Source organism: Amycolatopsis sp. NPDC058986, from assembly GCF_042741125.1.
Lineage (GTDB): Bacteria > Actinomycetota > Actinomycetes > Mycobacteriales > Pseudonocardiaceae > Amycolatopsis.
This window is the reverse complement of sequence record NZ_JBHYJW010000023.1, coordinates 82492-95786: the sequence shown is the minus strand read 5'-3', so window position 1 is coordinate 95786 and position 13295 is coordinate 82492. Positions and strand designations below refer to the sequence as shown.

The 13295-nt window shown below is 70.4% G+C and carries 12 protein-coding genes; 5 read left to right on the top strand and 7 right to left on the bottom strand.

Features of this window, described 5'->3' with window-relative positions:
* Nucleotides 1–112: 112 nt before the first annotated feature.
* Nucleotides 113–634, top strand: a complete 522-nt coding sequence (locus ACFW0G_RS21375; RefSeq protein WP_378327088.1) for an SRPBCC family protein — start codon at nucleotides 113–115, stop codon at nucleotides 632–634.
* 8 nt (nucleotides 635–642) lie between these two features.
* Here ACFW0G_RS21375 and ACFW0G_RS21370 read toward each other — a convergent pair whose 3' ends face one another.
* The 3 genes from ACFW0G_RS21370 to ACFW0G_RS21360 all read right to left on the bottom strand — a co-directional run bounded on the left by ACFW0G_RS21370 (nucleotide 643) and on the right by ACFW0G_RS21360 (nucleotide 5167).
* A complete protein-coding gene (locus ACFW0G_RS21370; RefSeq protein WP_378327087.1) occupies nucleotides 643–1062 on the bottom strand; it encodes a hypothetical protein in 420 nt (139 codons plus the stop codon).
* A gap of 269 nt (nucleotides 1063–1331) precedes the next feature.
* Nucleotides 1332–2255 carry an ABC transporter permease gene (locus ACFW0G_RS21365; protein WP_378327123.1) on the bottom strand — a complete coding sequence of 308 codons (924 nt, stop codon included), beginning with the start codon at nucleotides 2253–2255 and terminating at the stop codon, nucleotides 1332–1334.
* Nucleotides 2256–2275: 20 nt separating this feature from the next.
* The gene (locus tag ACFW0G_RS21360; RefSeq protein ID WP_378327086.1) at nucleotides 2276–5167 is read right to left on the bottom strand and encodes an alpha/beta fold hydrolase; all 2892 of its coding nucleotides are present in this window, start codon (nucleotides 5165–5167) and stop codon (nucleotides 2276–2278) included.
* Nucleotides 5168–5456: 289 nt separating this feature from the next.
* Here ACFW0G_RS21360 and ACFW0G_RS21355 point away from each other — a divergent pair, with 289 nt between their 5' ends.
* Nucleotides 5457–6440, top strand: coding sequence for a TerC family protein (locus ACFW0G_RS21355; protein ID WP_378327085.1), 984 nt, complete (start codon nucleotides 5457–5459; stop codon nucleotides 6438–6440).
* Between the two features lie 21 nt (nucleotides 6441–6461).
* Nucleotides 6462–8420: a prolyl oligopeptidase family serine peptidase gene (locus ACFW0G_RS21350; RefSeq protein WP_378327084.1), complete on the top strand. Its 1959-nt coding sequence runs from the start codon at nucleotides 6462–6464 to the stop codon at nucleotides 8418–8420.
* Between the two features lie 44 nt (nucleotides 8421–8464).
* Here ACFW0G_RS21350 and ACFW0G_RS21345 read toward each other — a convergent pair whose 3' ends face one another.
* From ACFW0G_RS21345 to ACFW0G_RS21335, 3 genes are all read right to left on the bottom strand, one after another.
* Nucleotides 8465–9121, bottom strand: coding sequence for an RES family NAD+ phosphorylase (locus ACFW0G_RS21345; RefSeq protein ID WP_378327083.1), 657 nt, complete (start codon nucleotides 9119–9121; stop codon nucleotides 8465–8467).
* A 55-nt stretch (nucleotides 9122–9176) separates the two neighbouring features.
* On the bottom strand, nucleotides 9177–9758 hold the full coding sequence (locus ACFW0G_RS21340) for a DNA-binding protein (RefSeq protein ID WP_378327082.1): 582 nt from the start codon (nucleotides 9756–9758) through the stop codon (nucleotides 9177–9179).
* A 351-nt stretch (nucleotides 9759–10109) separates the two neighbouring features.
* Nucleotides 10110–11087, bottom strand: a complete 978-nt coding sequence (locus ACFW0G_RS21335; RefSeq protein WP_378327081.1) for a LacI family DNA-binding transcriptional regulator — start codon at nucleotides 11085–11087, stop codon at nucleotides 10110–10112.
* Nucleotides 11088–11314: 227 nt separating this feature from the next.
* Here ACFW0G_RS21335 and ACFW0G_RS21330 point away from each other — a divergent pair, with 227 nt between their 5' ends.
* Both ACFW0G_RS21330 and ACFW0G_RS21325 read left to right on the top strand, forming a co-directional pair.
* Nucleotides 11315–11827, top strand: a complete 513-nt coding sequence (locus tag ACFW0G_RS21330) for an MmpS family transport accessory protein (protein ID WP_378327080.1) — start codon at nucleotides 11315–11317, stop codon at nucleotides 11825–11827.
* A gap of 35 nt (nucleotides 11828–11862) precedes the next feature.
* On the top strand, nucleotides 11863–12612 hold the full coding sequence (locus tag ACFW0G_RS21325; RefSeq protein ID WP_378327079.1) for an ABC transporter permease: 750 nt from the start codon (nucleotides 11863–11865) through the stop codon (nucleotides 12610–12612).
* Here the strand turns inward: ACFW0G_RS21325 and ACFW0G_RS21320 are convergent.
* A complete protein-coding gene (locus ACFW0G_RS21320) occupies nucleotides 12609–13283 on the bottom strand; it encodes a histidine phosphatase family protein (RefSeq protein WP_378327078.1) in 675 nt (224 codons plus the stop codon). The two genes, ACFW0G_RS21325 and ACFW0G_RS21320, sit on opposite strands and share 4 nt — an antisense overlap.
* Between the last annotated feature and the right edge of the window lie 12 nt (nucleotides 13284–13295).

The following is a 13295-nucleotide window of genomic DNA, read 5'->3' as shown; positions in this document are numbered from 1 at the left end:
GGGGTGGCATCTCCGGTGGTGCCCGGACGCGGGCACGGTGCGAGTTGTTCCCGCCGTACCGCGATGACTAGGTTGCGAGAACGCCGAATCGCCGGAAGCACTGGGGAGAGCCATGAAGTACTCGGACTGTCCGTCGGCCGAGGTCGAAATCCGGATCGCCGCGTCGCCGGAGCACGTGTGGTCGTGGCTGATCGACGTCGACCTGCCGTCCCGGTTCTCGGCCGAGTTCAAGGGCGGCTACTGGCTCGACGACGCCGGACCCGGGCTCGGTGCCCGGTTCCGCGGCCGCAACTCCCACCCGTACGCGGGGGAGTGGGAGACCACCTCGACGGTGGTGGGCTTCGAGCCCGGCAGGCTGTTCGCGTGGGCGGTAGAGGACGTGGACAATCCGGCCGGGACCTGGCGGTTCGAGCTGATCCCGGACGGGGACGGGACCCTCCTGCGGCAGCGCGGGCAGATGGGCCCCGGCCCCTCCAACCTCACCGACATCATCGCGAAGATGCCCGAACGCGAGGAGCAGCTCGTGGCCATGCGGATCGAGGAGTTCCGCACGAACATGCGAGCCACCGTCGAGGGCATCAAGGCACTCGCCGAAGCGGGCCCCCGCGAGGAAAACGTCGGCGCGGCGGGCTGACCCGGCGGTCAGTCGACCAGGCGGACGCGGACCGTGGGACTGTAGGTCTTCTTCTTGGTCCAGCCCGTTTCCGCGCCGAGGCTCAGCAGGATCGAGCGATCCGCGGGAGCCCAGTAGCCGGTGCGGATGAAGTACGCGTCCATCTCGGTCAGCCGGGTGCCGGACTGGCGGGTGATGGTTTCCCAGCCCCAGTAGCGTCCGCTGGCCTCGACGCCGTTGCGGCGGACGAACAACTTGGGGCTGCCGAGTTGACGGAGATGTTCGCCGCCCTCGGCGATGTAGAGCACACCGTCGATCTTGTAGGCGCGGTCGCCGTTCAGCAGGCTCACCTCACCAGAGGCGACGAAGCTGATCCGGCTGCCGTCGGGTGCGGGCAGCGTCCAATCGAGGACGAATTCCTGGAGTGGAACTTCCACAGACTGGGTCATGGCGACATCCTTGCGTTCTCGGTGCCCTCGCCGCGTCGTCCTTCATGAAGATAGAGAGTTCCCGCCGGATGAGCCATGGCCGGAGCGGTTTTCACCCGAAGAGGGCCACGGCGGAAGAAATAGTAATCAGCGAATGGATTCCACGGCTCGCCCGCTCGGTTGGGTGAATATCGCCACGAGCGGTGAAAACCGGTGTCCCCCAAGGACTCTGGTTCGTCTCCCTGGGGGACACCGGTGTTTGCGACGGCCCGTTCCCGGCTCACCGAATGTCAGCTGGTGATGTCCTTTGTGGCGAAGCGGCGACCGGCCAGCAACAGGAACACGGTGCCGTAGACGGCCGCCGAGAACAGCCCGGAGGCGATGTTCGTCCAGTCGATATCGGTGGATATCAGGTCGATCCAGGAGAAGGAGTAGTGCGTCGGCAGGTAGTTCCGCAGCCCGGCCAGCGCGGTGATCTGGTCCAGTATCTGGGACAGGATGGCCACCAGCACCGCGCCGCCGACCGCGCCGAGCGGCGCGTCGGTGGACACGGACAGCAGCAGCGCGAGCCCGGCCACCCACGCCAACTGCACGATGATGTACACAGTGGACAGTCCGATGGCGACAAGGCTCTTGCCGAACGGCACCGCGTCGCCGGTCGGGCTGATCGCGTCGCCCGCCCCGTACCAGAGCAGCCCCACCACAAGGGATACCAGTGGCAGCAGCACGAGCGCGGCCACCGACAGGATCCCCGACACGATCGCCTTCTGCCGCAGCACCCGGTGCCGGGGTACCGGGATCGCCAGCAGGTACTTCAGGCTCGACCACGACGATTCGCTCGCGATGGTGTCGCCGAAGAACAACGCCACGATCATCGGCAGCAGGAACGTACCGGAGACGAACAGCGCCAGCACCACGAAGTTCGGCGCGCTCGCGGTCGCCAGGTCCACGAACCCGCCGCTGCGCCGGTTCGGGCTGGACTGGCCCAGCTCGAACGCCAGCACCAGGATGAACGGCAGCACCGCGACGAACCCGAGCAGCAGCTGGGTGCGGCGGCGCCTGAGCTGCCGTTTCAGTTCCACACCCAGCCGCAGCGTGCGGTCGGCCCGGTACCCGGCGACGGCGCCGTCCGGCCCCACCTCCGCAGGCTCGTGTGAGGCGACGTCGGTCAGTTCGGTCAGCGCGGCCGGATCGGTGTGCACCCCACCGTGCATCCCGTCGGTCCCTTGGTTACTCACGATTCCTCCGTGACCAGCTGCAGGAAAGCGTCTTCCAACCGTCGCCGCGGTCCGGCCTGCTCCACCGCGACACCCGCGCGGACGAGCAGCGCCACCGCTTCGGCGCGCGGCACACCGTCGAGGTTCGCGTGCACGAGGTCGCCTTCGACGGCGACACCGGTGACCCCGCCGACGGCTCGCAGCGCCTCGGCGGCCGTCCGCGGGTTGTCCACCCGGAACGTCGCTTCCCCACTGGACGCCGCCAGTTCGCCGACCTCGCCCGAGGCGACCAGCTTGCCGCGGTGCATGACCACCACGTGCGTGCAGGTCTGCTCGACCTCGGCCAGCAGGTGGCTCGACACCACCACGGTGCGCCCGGTCGCCGCGTACCGGCGCAGTACCTCGCGCATCTGGTGGATCTGCGGCGGGTCGAGCCCGTTGGTCGGTTCGTCGAGCACCATCAGCTCCGGCAGGCCGAGCATCGCCTGCGCGATCGCGAGCCGCTGCCGCATGCCCTGGCTGTAGGTCTTCACCCGGCGGTGCACCGCGTCGCCGAGCCCCGCGATCTCCAGCGCCTCGGCGAAATGCGCTTTCTCGGCGGGGCGTCCCGTGCTCGCCCAGTACAGTTCGAGGTTCGCCTTGCCGGACAGGTGCGGCAGGAACCCCGAACCCTCCACAAAGGACCCGATACGGGAGAGCACCGGCGCGCCGGGCGTGATGCGGTGGCCGAAGACCCTGATGCTGCCCTCGGTCGGGGTGATCAGGCCCATCAGCATGCGCAGGGTCGTCGTCTTCCCGGCGCCGTTCGGCCCGAGCAGGCCGAGCACCTGGCCCGGCTCGACCCGGAACGACAGGCCGTCGACGGCGACGAACCCGCCGGAGTACCGCTTGCGCAGTCCCTCGATGACCAGCGGCGTCCGCTCCAGCTCCGGGTCGACGTCATGGGCCCGGCGGCGCCGGATCGCGGCGAACACCACCACCACGATCCCGATCGCGAGCGTGCCGCCGATGCCGATCAGCTGCCACGCGGGCACCCCTGCGCCGACGGCCGTGCCCTGCACGACCGGGACGCCGAGCGCGGTGTTGTCGGCCAGGGCGATCCGGAACGCCGCCGGTGTGGCAGGCACCGAGTACGCCTGATCGGTCGTGCCGACCACGAGGCGTAGCGAATGACCGGCTTCGACGGGGCGCACGATGCCCGGCAGCGTCACGGTGACGTCCACCGGGCTGCCGTCCGCGGGTAGTCCGGTGACCCGGAACGGCGCGACCGCGTTCGCCGGGAGCGCTCGCGTGCCGTCTTGGCCGACGTCGTAGAGCTTGGCGAACAGCACCGCCTCGGGCACCGGGTGCGCGGGGTCGGCCGAAATCCGCAGCCGCACCGTCGAGGACCCGGCCACGACGACCTGGCTGTCCATCGGCGGGGTACCGAACTGCGCGGACTGGCCGGGCGGGTCGATCCCGAAGAACGCGCTCAGCCGCGAGCTTCCGCTCGCCAGGCCGTTGAGCCCGGGAATCCCGCTCACCGCCGAAGGAACGGCTCCGGCGGGCCGGACCACCGGCTGGGCCTGGCCCCGCAGCGCGAACAGCCGCCGTTCGGCGGGCGGGGTCGTCAGGCCGGGGTAGGCCGGTGCCTGCACGGTGCGCACCGACGGCGTTCCGTTGGCCCGCAACGTGCCCTGGACGTCGTAGCTGAACTCGCTCGCCGGGGCCGGGCCCTCGCCGGTGAGCGCGTTCTTGAGGAACCCGGCGATCTTGCCACGCAGCTGCGGGCCCGGGGAGCCGCCGTCGTGTCCGCCGGTGTACCAGATCGTGGTGACCTTGCCGCCCGCCGCGGTGATCTGCCGGGCGGTCGCGTCGGACTGGTCGAGGCCGAAGAGCGTGTCGTTCTCGCCCTGCACGAGCAGTGCCGGCACGGTGATCCGGTTCGTCACCGACGCGGGGGAGACGCGCCGCAGCAGGTCGACCGTCTTCGCGCTGGCCTTCCCGGTGGTGGCCAGCTCGGTGTAGGCCTCGCACACCGGCGCGGTGAACCGGCCGCAGAGCCCGGCGGGCGCGGGCTGCGCGGCACCCGGGCCGGGCTGGCCAGTGCCCGGCTGCGCCGGTGCCGAACCGCCGCCCGTGCCCCCGGTGCCGCCGGCCTGCTGACCGGCGTCCCGGGTCTGCTGACCGGGTTCGGGCGCTTCGATGGCGGGACCGGCGCCCGAGGCCGACTGGCCCGATCCGGCGGAGAAGAGGTTGCCCGCCCAGGATTTCTTGAAGACCCCGTCCGCGGCGAACGCGCCCGCCGCGGGGGTGCCGGCGGCCGGTGCCTTCGCGGCGGCGGCGTTCGGGAGCAGCCCCTGCGCGAGGTCGTTGTAGGTGATCACCGGGGCGACGGCGTCGACGCGTTTGTCGGTGCCGGCGAGCAGCAGGGCCAGCGCCCCGCCGTAGGACCCGCCCGTCACCGCGACCTTCGGGTCGCCGTTCGCGTCGGTGACGACCTCGTGGGCCGCGACGAGGTGGTCGATCAGCCCGCTCGCGTCGGCGACCTCGCCGTCGGGGTCGTTGAGGCCGATCTTCCCGGTGCTGCGCCCGAATCCGCGGGCCGACCAGGTCAGCACGACGAAGCCGTTCCCAGCCAGTTCACGGGCCTGGTCGGCGACGCTGTTCTTGCTGCCGCCGAAGCCGTGCGCGAGCAGGACGGCGGGCGCGGGGGTTCGCTCGGGGTAATAGGTGGTGGTGTCGATGGCGACCTTGTCGGCCGAGCCGGGCGCGGCGGGAAGGTCGAGGACGGCGTCCTGGGTGCGCACCGGAGGTGGCGCGGAGGAGCGGGTCGACCAGACGACGACAGCGGCGGCGAGGACCACCACGACCGCGGCGAGCGCGAAGAGCCGGGCACCGCGGGTACGCGGGATCGGGAGTCGGGGCACGAGGTCACCGTATGTGAAGTTTCCTGAGAACACGGGCTCGGCCTCACGCGGATCAGACACCGATGGGTGCACGTGACGCTGTTAACACGACCAAGACGGTGACACGGGCAACCTTGACTGGCGTTCGCCGTCAGTAACGGTCAAACTAGACACGCTGTGAGGGGAGTATTCCTCCGCGGCGGTGTCGTCAGCACGGTGGCCAGCGCCCCCGGCACCGTCGGCCGGTGTCCGCACCGGCGGAAGAGACCTCCGGTTAGTTGCTGCTGCGCACTATCCGGAGGTTTCGTCGATGTTCGTCCCCTTGTGGCTGTGGATCGCCACGGTCGGTGGCCTGCTGGCGCTCATCGCGCTCGACCTGGTCATCGTCGACCGCAAGCCGCATGAGGTCACCACGGGCGAAGCCGCGCGGTGGGTCATCTTCTACATCTCGTGCGCGGTGCTCTTCGGCATCGGCGTCTTCCTCTTCGCCGGGCACGATCCCGGCGTCGAGTTCTTCACCGGGTACATCACCGAGTACTCGCTCAGCGTGGACAACCTGTTCATCTTCATGATCATCATGACGTCGTTCAAGGTGCCCGCCATCCACCAGCACCGGGTGCTGCTCGTCGGCATCCTCCTCGCGCTGGCCATGCGCAGCGTGTTCATCGCCGTCGGCGCCGCGCTGATCGCCCAGTTCGTGTGGGTGTTCTTCCTCTTCGGCGCCGTGCTCATCTGGACGGCGGTCAGCATGCTGCGCAACAAGGGGGAGGAAGAGGAGTACCACGAGAACGCCGTCACCCGCTGGGTGCGGAAGGTCTACCCGGTCACCGACGACTACCACGGGCACAAGTCCTTCGTGAAGGTCGGCGGCAAGCGGATGATCACCCCGATGTTCGTCGTGATCGTCGCGATCGGCAGCGCGGACCTGCTCTTCGCGGTCGACTCGATCCCGGCGATCTTCGGCATCACCCAGGAGGCGTTCCTCGTCTTCACCGCCAACGCGTTCGCGCTGATGGGGTTGCGGCAGCTGTACTTCCTGCTCGGCGGGCTGGTGACGAAGCTGGTCTACCTCTCCTACGGCCTCGCGGTGATCCTCGGCTTCATCGGCCTCAAGCTGGTTCTGCATGCCCTGCACGAGTACCACGTCGTCCCGGACTGGGCGGACATCAACAACTGGGTCTCGCTCGGCGTCATCGTGGTCGTGCTGACCACCACCACGGTGGCCAGCCTGGTGAAAGCCAAGCGCGACGAACGTGCCGGGCTCACGACGAAGAGCGGTAGTTCGGCAAGCTAACGATCCGGTACCGTCGGCGGAATGCGCCCTGCCGACATCGAAGCCCTGGTGGTCCCCGGTCATCCCGCTCTGCACGGCGATCTGCTGCTCGTCGGGGTGGGCGGGCCGGACCTGAAGTCCAACACCGAGCGGCGGTCCCTCCGGCAGGTCGCGCTCGAGGGTGGCGAGCGCGCCTGGACCCATGGGCCGCGGGACGCGTCACCGGTGATCTCGCCGGACGGGCGGTGGGTGGCGTTCCTGCGAGCCGGGTCCGGCCGCGGCGCCGAAGGCGGTCCGCAACTGCACGTCATGCCCGCCGGGGGCGGGGACGCGAAGCGGCTCACCGCGCTCCCGCTCGGCGTGTCCGCGCCGGCGTGGTCCCCGGATTCGAGCCGGATCGCCTTCGTGGCGCGGATTCCCGAACCGGGCCGCTACGGCGTCCCTGACGAAAACGGCGAGGTGCTCGAACCCGACGCCGAGGCGCCGCGCCGGATCACGCGCATGGACTACCACATCGACGACATCGGCTTCCTGCGCGACCGGCCGCAGCGGCTGTTCGCGCTCGACGTGGCCGCGGCGCTGGACGCCGACGAGCCGGGCGAGCCGGAGCCGCTGACCGACGGCGCGGTCGACGTCGAGCATCCCGTGTGGACACCCGACGGAGCACGGATCGTGTTCACCGCCCCGGTCGCCTGGGGCCGGGTGGAGACCGAGGAACGCGACCTGTACGTCGTCGGCCACGAGGGTGGCGAGCCGGAACTTTTCGTGCGTGGCGAGGGATATCTCGAACATCCGGTGTTCGGTACCGACGGCACGCTGTTCTTCTATGGACAGTCCTTTGTGGATGGAAACTGGGAGGTCTGCAACACCGGCCTCTACGCGGCCGGTCCGTTCGACGGGGCAGGGCCGTGGCAGGCGCGCAGGCTCACCGAGATCGAGTCGGTGGACTGCGACGCTTCGGCGGGTGCTCCGGTGCCGCGTGGCGAGGACGTCCTCGTCGCGGTGCGGAACCGCGGTGCGGTGGAACTGCGTACGGTGCCCGTGACGGCGGAAACCGCGTCGCTGACCGATCTTCCCGTGGTGTTCGCCGGGCAGGCCGTGGTCCGCGGGTTCGCCGCCGACGGGCCGAACGTGGTCGCGGTGGTCGCCACTCCGGTCAGCTCCGGCGACGTCGTCCTGCTCGCCGTGGGTGGGCCGCGGGTGCTCACCGACTACTCGAAGCCGTTGCGGGACAAAGGATTGTGCGAGGTCGTCGAGCTGAACACGACCGCGCCCGACGGGTATCCCGTACACGGCTGGCTGGTGCTGCCCGAGGGCGAGGGGCCGCATCCGGTGTTGCGCGTGGTGCACGGCGGGCCGTTCGCCCAGCAGGACTGGGCGGTGTTCGACGAGGCGCAGGTGTACGCGTCGGCGGGCTACGCCGTCGTCCTCGGCAATCCGCGCGGCTCGGCGGGATACGGGGAAAGCTATGGACGGGCCGTCGTTCGCGGCCTCGGCACGGTCGACGCCGACGACGTGCTCGCACTGCTCGACGTCGCGCTCGAACGGCCCGACCTCGACGCCGCGCGGGTCGGGATCATGGGCGGCTCCTACGGCGGGTTCATGACCGGCTGGCTCGCGGCGCACCACGGCGAGCGGTTCCAGGCGGCGTGGAGCGAGCGCGCGGTGAACGACTGGGTGTCGATGGTCGGCAGTTCGGACATCGGCTACACGTTCGTGGATCTGTACGTCGGCAAGGATCCGGAGGTGCAGCGCGACCGCAGTCCGCTGACCCACGCCGAGAAGATCGACATCCCGTTCGCGGTGGTGCATTCGGAGCAGGACTGGCGGTGCCCGATCGAGCAGGGGCAGCGGATGTTCGTGGCACTGCGGCGGCACGGCACCGAGACGGAGTTCCTGCTCTTCCCCGGCGAAGGCCACGAGCTGACTCGCTCGGGCAAGCCCCGCCACCGGGTCCAGCGCTTCGACGCCGTCCTCGACTGGTGGTCACGTCACCTGTAGGAACACGCGAGATCTCCGGCTGATCACATGAGATCTCCGGCTGATCACGACAGCAGCGTGTAGTTCAGCTCCTCGCAGACGCGGCCGAGGGGGACGTCGAGGCCGGGGTGGTCGAGCGGCAGCAGGACGTCGGGCGCGATCGGGAGGGCGGCGCCGGCGGGCGGGTCCCACAGGCACAGCGCGGGGCCGCCGGAGTCCATCGACGAGCGGTACCAGAGCCCGTCGAGATCGCCGAAGGCGGCGCGGATCGCGCGTGCCCATGCCTGGGTGAGCTTCTTCGGCCCGCTCGAGATCTCCTGGGACGCGCCGACGCGGGTGGGCCAGAGGCCGGTGAGGTCCAGCAGGTGGAGGGTGCGGGTGGGACGGACGACGACCAGGCGCGGACCGCGGGTCTTGCGGTCGACGGTGGAGCTGGTCTGGAAGACCTCGGCGACGCTGGTGCGTACGGTAAGCCCGAAATAGAGCACGCCGTTGGCCGCGTCGGTGACCGGGCGGCCGCCCCGGCCGGGCGACTGCTGGTCGAACCGGCCGTGCGGGAGCGGGCCGGTGTAGCGGAACGAATTCCACTGTTGCGGATGGTTGCCGTGCGCGGTGAAGATCCTGACCAGCCTGGTGTCGGGCTGGACCGGCACCACGTCTTTGGTGCGGTTCAGCTCCTTGACCAGGACAGACCGTGCGGGCGGCAGGGGGAGCCGGGCCATACGTCGGGAGTTGTCCGTCCTTGTCGGAGAGATCGTTACTTGCGAACGTATCAGCCTAGAACGGCGAGCCTAACGTGGCGATCAGCCGGGCGACGTGTTCCGGGTCACCCCCGGAGAGCAACCACTGACGGGGAGTCGCGGGGTGGTCGTTGATGACGAGGTCGGGCTGGGGGGTGCTCATGAAGGCGGCGACGACCAGGGCGGGCTGGTCCTCGGGCAGCGCGCGCAGCACCACCTCCAGGCCGGGAAGCACGCCCGAGCCCGCGAACTGCCAGGACGGCAGCCGCCAGCCCTGGTCCTTCCAGCCGGTGAGCCTGCCTTCCTTGAGGCGGTGGCGGATGCGGCTGTCGTCGACACCGAGGATCCGGGCGGCTTCGACCACGCTGAGCGCTGATTCGGCGAGGACGGCGTGCGCGGCCACGGTGCGGGCCCGGAAGTCGGGTTCGCCCTCGGCGCGGGGGGTCAGGTCGAGGCCGACATCGGTGAGCGCGGCCCGTTGGTCGGGGGAGAAGTAGTGCGAAGGATCCGGGTTGGGTGGGGACAGTCTGCGAGCGGCGTCCTCGACCATCGTCAGGAACTCGGTGGCGTCGACTTTGAGGCCCGCCTTGGCGAGGACGTTCTCCAGCGCTACAGACATGCGCCTAGACTAACCCGGATGTGCGGGTTCGTGCGGTATCTCGCCCAATTTGTGGGTCAATTCACCAAAGATCGACACAGACCGCACATTACTCAACACGAACGGTAGGCGACTGACGGAAAGTCTGCCTCGATCGGACGAGCTTGTCCAGGCTTGTATTCGCTTGACACCCCGACGTGTGGCCTTTACGTTCCGGTGAAATCGATTTCCTGCCTTCGTGCTTCACTGGCCCCGGTGGCCACGGCCGCCGGACCTGGGGGACACAGGGGGTGGGGCGTGCCTGGGGGCCGGCAATCTCGCCGGCCCCCGGGCACGTTCGTGGAGAGAGCGCTTTCTCGCCCGCGCGGGGGATCAGCGCCGCGAGCTGCGCCGCTCGATGAGCCGGGCTTCCAGCGTCACGGTGGCGGGCTCGCGGGTGCTGTCACCGATCCGGGCCAGCAGCAGGTCCGCCGCGACGCGGCCGACGTCGTAGGCGGGCTGGGCGACGACGGTCAGCGGTGGGTCGATCAGCGTCGTCCACGGTGCGTCGTCGAACGACACGATCCCGACGTCGCGCCCCGGCCGCAGTCCGCGCCCGGCCAGCGCTTCCAGCACGCCGATGGTCATCGTGCTGTTCGCGACCAGCAACGCGTCCGGCGGCGCCGGTTCGTCGAGCAGTTCCAGCGCGGCGAGGCGCGCGCCCTCGGCCCGGTACTCCGACCGGCGGAACATCGCGGAGGGGCCGCCGACGACGTCGACGTACCCGGCGAGCCGGTCGTCCGCGGTGCGGACCCCGGCGGGACCGGTGAGACAGCCGACGCGCCGGTAACCGTTGCCGAGCAGATGACCGGTGGCCTCGCTCGCGGCGTGGCGGGTGTCGACGAGCACCTGGTCGCCGACGATCCCGGCGAGCGGGCGGTCCACCGCGACGACGGGCGTGCCCTGCCGCCGCAGCCGGTCGACGTTGGTCGCGAGGCCGGTCGGGGACAGCACCACGCCCGCGACCCGTTCCTGCAGCGCGACGTCGATGTAGCGGCGCTCCTTGTCGGCGTTTTCGTCGGCGTTGCACAGCACCACCGAATAGCCGGAGGTCTGGGCGAGGTCCTCCACGCCCCGCGCGATCGCGGTGAAGAACGGGTTCTCGACGTCGGAGATGATGAGGGCGAGGACGGCGGTCTCCTGGCGGCGCAGGTTCCTGGCGAGCCCGTTGGGGTGATAGCCGAGTTCGGCCGCGGCCTGCTGGACCCTGGCGGCGAGCAGCGGGTCCACAGTGGACTTGCCGTTGAGCGCCCTGGACACCGTCGCGGTCGACACCCCGGCCCTGGACGCGACGTCGGTGATGGTGGCCATCGCGACCTCCCTGCACTGATGGCGATACCAGACACCTTCGCACACGGACCACGGCGTCACCGCCGTCGTTAACCCCTCGCTAACCGTCGGACACTCCGTGACCGATACGCGCCCGAAAGGGTGAATGTGGGAGTTCTTGGGTCGAGTGGCTAACGCGCCGTCCACACCGGACGAGAAGTAGGCATCGTACTCGTCGGGAGTGCGCTCGAACGAGGGATGACCTCTCCATGCGCGTTCGCACCGTGGTCTCACCGCCACCGTCGTCGCCGGGATCGCCGGGGACACCGCCGGCTTCGGGCGGGACGGGCCGGGACAGACCGATCGGCAACGTGGTGGTCGTCCTCGGCGTCGCGGCGGTGGCGATCGCGCTGGCGTGGTACGTGATGCCCAAGACGGCGTCGCGGCCGTCGGCGCCGCCCCCGGAGCAAGCACGCGCCGCGCCGGTCGTGGCGGCGAAGCCGGTCAGCCACGCCGTGGTCTACGAACTGACCGGCGAGCACGGGGCGCGCAACCTCACCTACGTCGGCGCGGGCACCGACCTCGTCCAGTCCGCCGAGGTCACCACACCGTGGTCGATGTCCTTCACCAGGACAGGGCCCGCCGACCGGACCGGGTTCTCCAGCGTGTCGGCACAGAATGCCGGCCCTGGCACGTTGCGTTGCCGGATTCTCGTCGACGGCGTCGTCGTGGCGGAAAAGACCGTCACCGGTGAAGACCGCCAACTGACCTGTACCGCTTAGCCGATCGCCGGGCGTGATCGCGGAAGCGCCCGATAATGAGCGCTGTGATCACGTTCGGACCGGCGCTGGTGGTGGTGCTGGCGGTACTCGCGGGTGCCGGGGCGCTCGTGGTGCGGTACGGCGGGCTGGGCCGGGGGCGGGCCGTGGTCGTCGCCGCGGTGCGCGCCGTCGTCCAGCTCGCCCTCGTTTCGCTGGTGATCACGGCGATCCTGCGCTCCGGCTGGCTGACCGGCCTGTTCGTGCTGCTGATGTTCGGCATCGCGGCGGTCACCTCGGCACGCCGGATCGGCGGGTCGAGGGCCGGGAGAGTACTGCCGTGGGTGGCGGTCGCGATCGCCGCCGGGGTCGCCCCGGTGCTGGGGCTCGTGCTCGCGGCCGGGGTGGTGCCGTTCCGGCCGATCGCGGTCGTGCCGATCGCCGGGATCGTGATCGGCGGGGCGATGACCGCGACGTCGCAGGCGTCGCGACGGGCGCTGGACGAACTCCAGGCGCGGCACGGTGAGTACGAAGCGGCACTCGCGCTCGGCTTCACCCCGCGTCCCGCCGCGCTGGAGATCTGCCGCCCGTCGGCGGGTCAGGCGCTCATCCCGGCGCTCGACCAGACCCGGACCGTCGGGCTCGTGACGTTGCCCGGCGCGTATGTCGGCGTCCTGCTGGGCGGCGCGTCCCCGGTGCAGGCGGGGATGACCCAGGTCCTGGTGCTCATCGGCCTGGTCGCCGCCGAAGCCGTCTCGGTGCTCGTCGCGGTCGAACTCGTCGCCGTGGGATACGTTTCCCGTCCTTAACCGAGGTGCGTGACGTCGTTGAAGCCGCGCACGATCCACGTGTCGCCCAGGACGACCAGCCGGGAAATGGAGCCGTTGTCGGCGCCGAGGAACGCGAACCGCTCGCCGGCACCGGCGGCCTGCGCGAACACCTCGCCGATGACTCCGCCGTGGGTGAACACCGCGACGCGCTGATCCGGGTGCGCGGCGGCGAGCCTGCCGATCGCGGCCCGGACCCTGGCGCCGAAAGCCTCGTCGGCTTCGGCGCCGGGGATGACGTCCCAGCGCTGTTCGTTCCAGAGCCGCTCGGCGATCGGATGTCCCTCGGACGTGTTCTTGCGGAACAGCCCGCCCTCCCACTCACCGAGGTTGATCTCCCGCAGGCCCGGTTCGACTCGCGGGGTGAGGCCGAGCTTCGCGGCGAGCGGCGCGGCGGTTTCCGCGGTCCGCCGCAGCGGCGTCACGTAGAGCGCGTCGATCCGCTCGTCCGCCAGCCGTTCGCCGACACGTTCGGCGTGCTCCCTGCCCTCGGGCGCGAGGGCGGGATCGGCCTGGCCGTCGAGCATCGGCGGCGGCGAGCTCACCCGCACCGGCGCCGATTCGCCGTGCCGCACCAGGAAGATGTCGGCCGCGCCGGGCGGCGGGGTGAAACGGTGCTGGCGGTATTCGATCTCCTGCTCGGGCGTACTCATACGGCCGAACAT

Excerpts from the sequence above, each read along its gene's own strand:
- ACFW0G_RS21335 (WP_378327081.1), bottom strand. The coding sequence starts at position 11,087 with ATGGCCACCATCACCGACGTCGCGTCCAGGGCCGGGGTGTCGACCGCG.
- ACFW0G_RS21355 (WP_378327085.1), top strand. The coding sequence starts at position 5,457 with ATGTTCGTCCCCTTGTGGCTGTGGATCGCCACGGTCGGTGGCCTGCTG.
- ACFW0G_RS21365 (WP_378327123.1), bottom strand. The coding sequence starts at position 2,255 with ATGCACGGTGGGGTGCACACCGATCCGGCCGCGCTGACCGAACTGACC.
- ACFW0G_RS21375 (WP_378327088.1), top strand. The coding sequence starts at position 113 with ATGAAGTACTCGGACTGTCCGTCGGCCGAGGTCGAAATCCGGATCGCC.
- ACFW0G_RS21340 (WP_378327082.1), bottom strand. The coding sequence starts at position 9,758 with ATGTCTGTAGCGCTGGAGAACGTCCTCGCCAAGGCGGGCCTCAAAGTC.
- ACFW0G_RS21345 (WP_378327083.1), bottom strand. The coding sequence starts at position 9,121 with ATGGCCCGGCTCCCCCTGCCGCCCGCACGGTCTGTCCTGGTCAAGGAG.
- ACFW0G_RS21330 (WP_378327080.1), top strand. The coding sequence starts at position 11,315 with ATGCGCGTTCGCACCGTGGTCTCACCGCCACCGTCGTCGCCGGGATCG.
- ACFW0G_RS21370 (WP_378327087.1), bottom strand. The coding sequence starts at position 1,062 with ATGACCCAGTCTGTGGAAGTTCCACTCCAGGAATTCGTCCTCGATTGG.
- ACFW0G_RS21350 (WP_378327084.1), top strand. The coding sequence starts at position 6,462 with ATGCGCCCTGCCGACATCGAAGCCCTGGTGGTCCCCGGTCATCCCGCT.
- ACFW0G_RS21325 (WP_378327079.1), top strand. The coding sequence starts at position 11,863 with ATGAGCGCTGTGATCACGTTCGGACCGGCGCTGGTGGTGGTGCTGGCG.
- ACFW0G_RS21320 (WP_378327078.1), bottom strand. The coding sequence starts at position 13,283 with ATGAGTACGCCCGAGCAGGAGATCGAATACCGCCAGCACCGTTTCACC.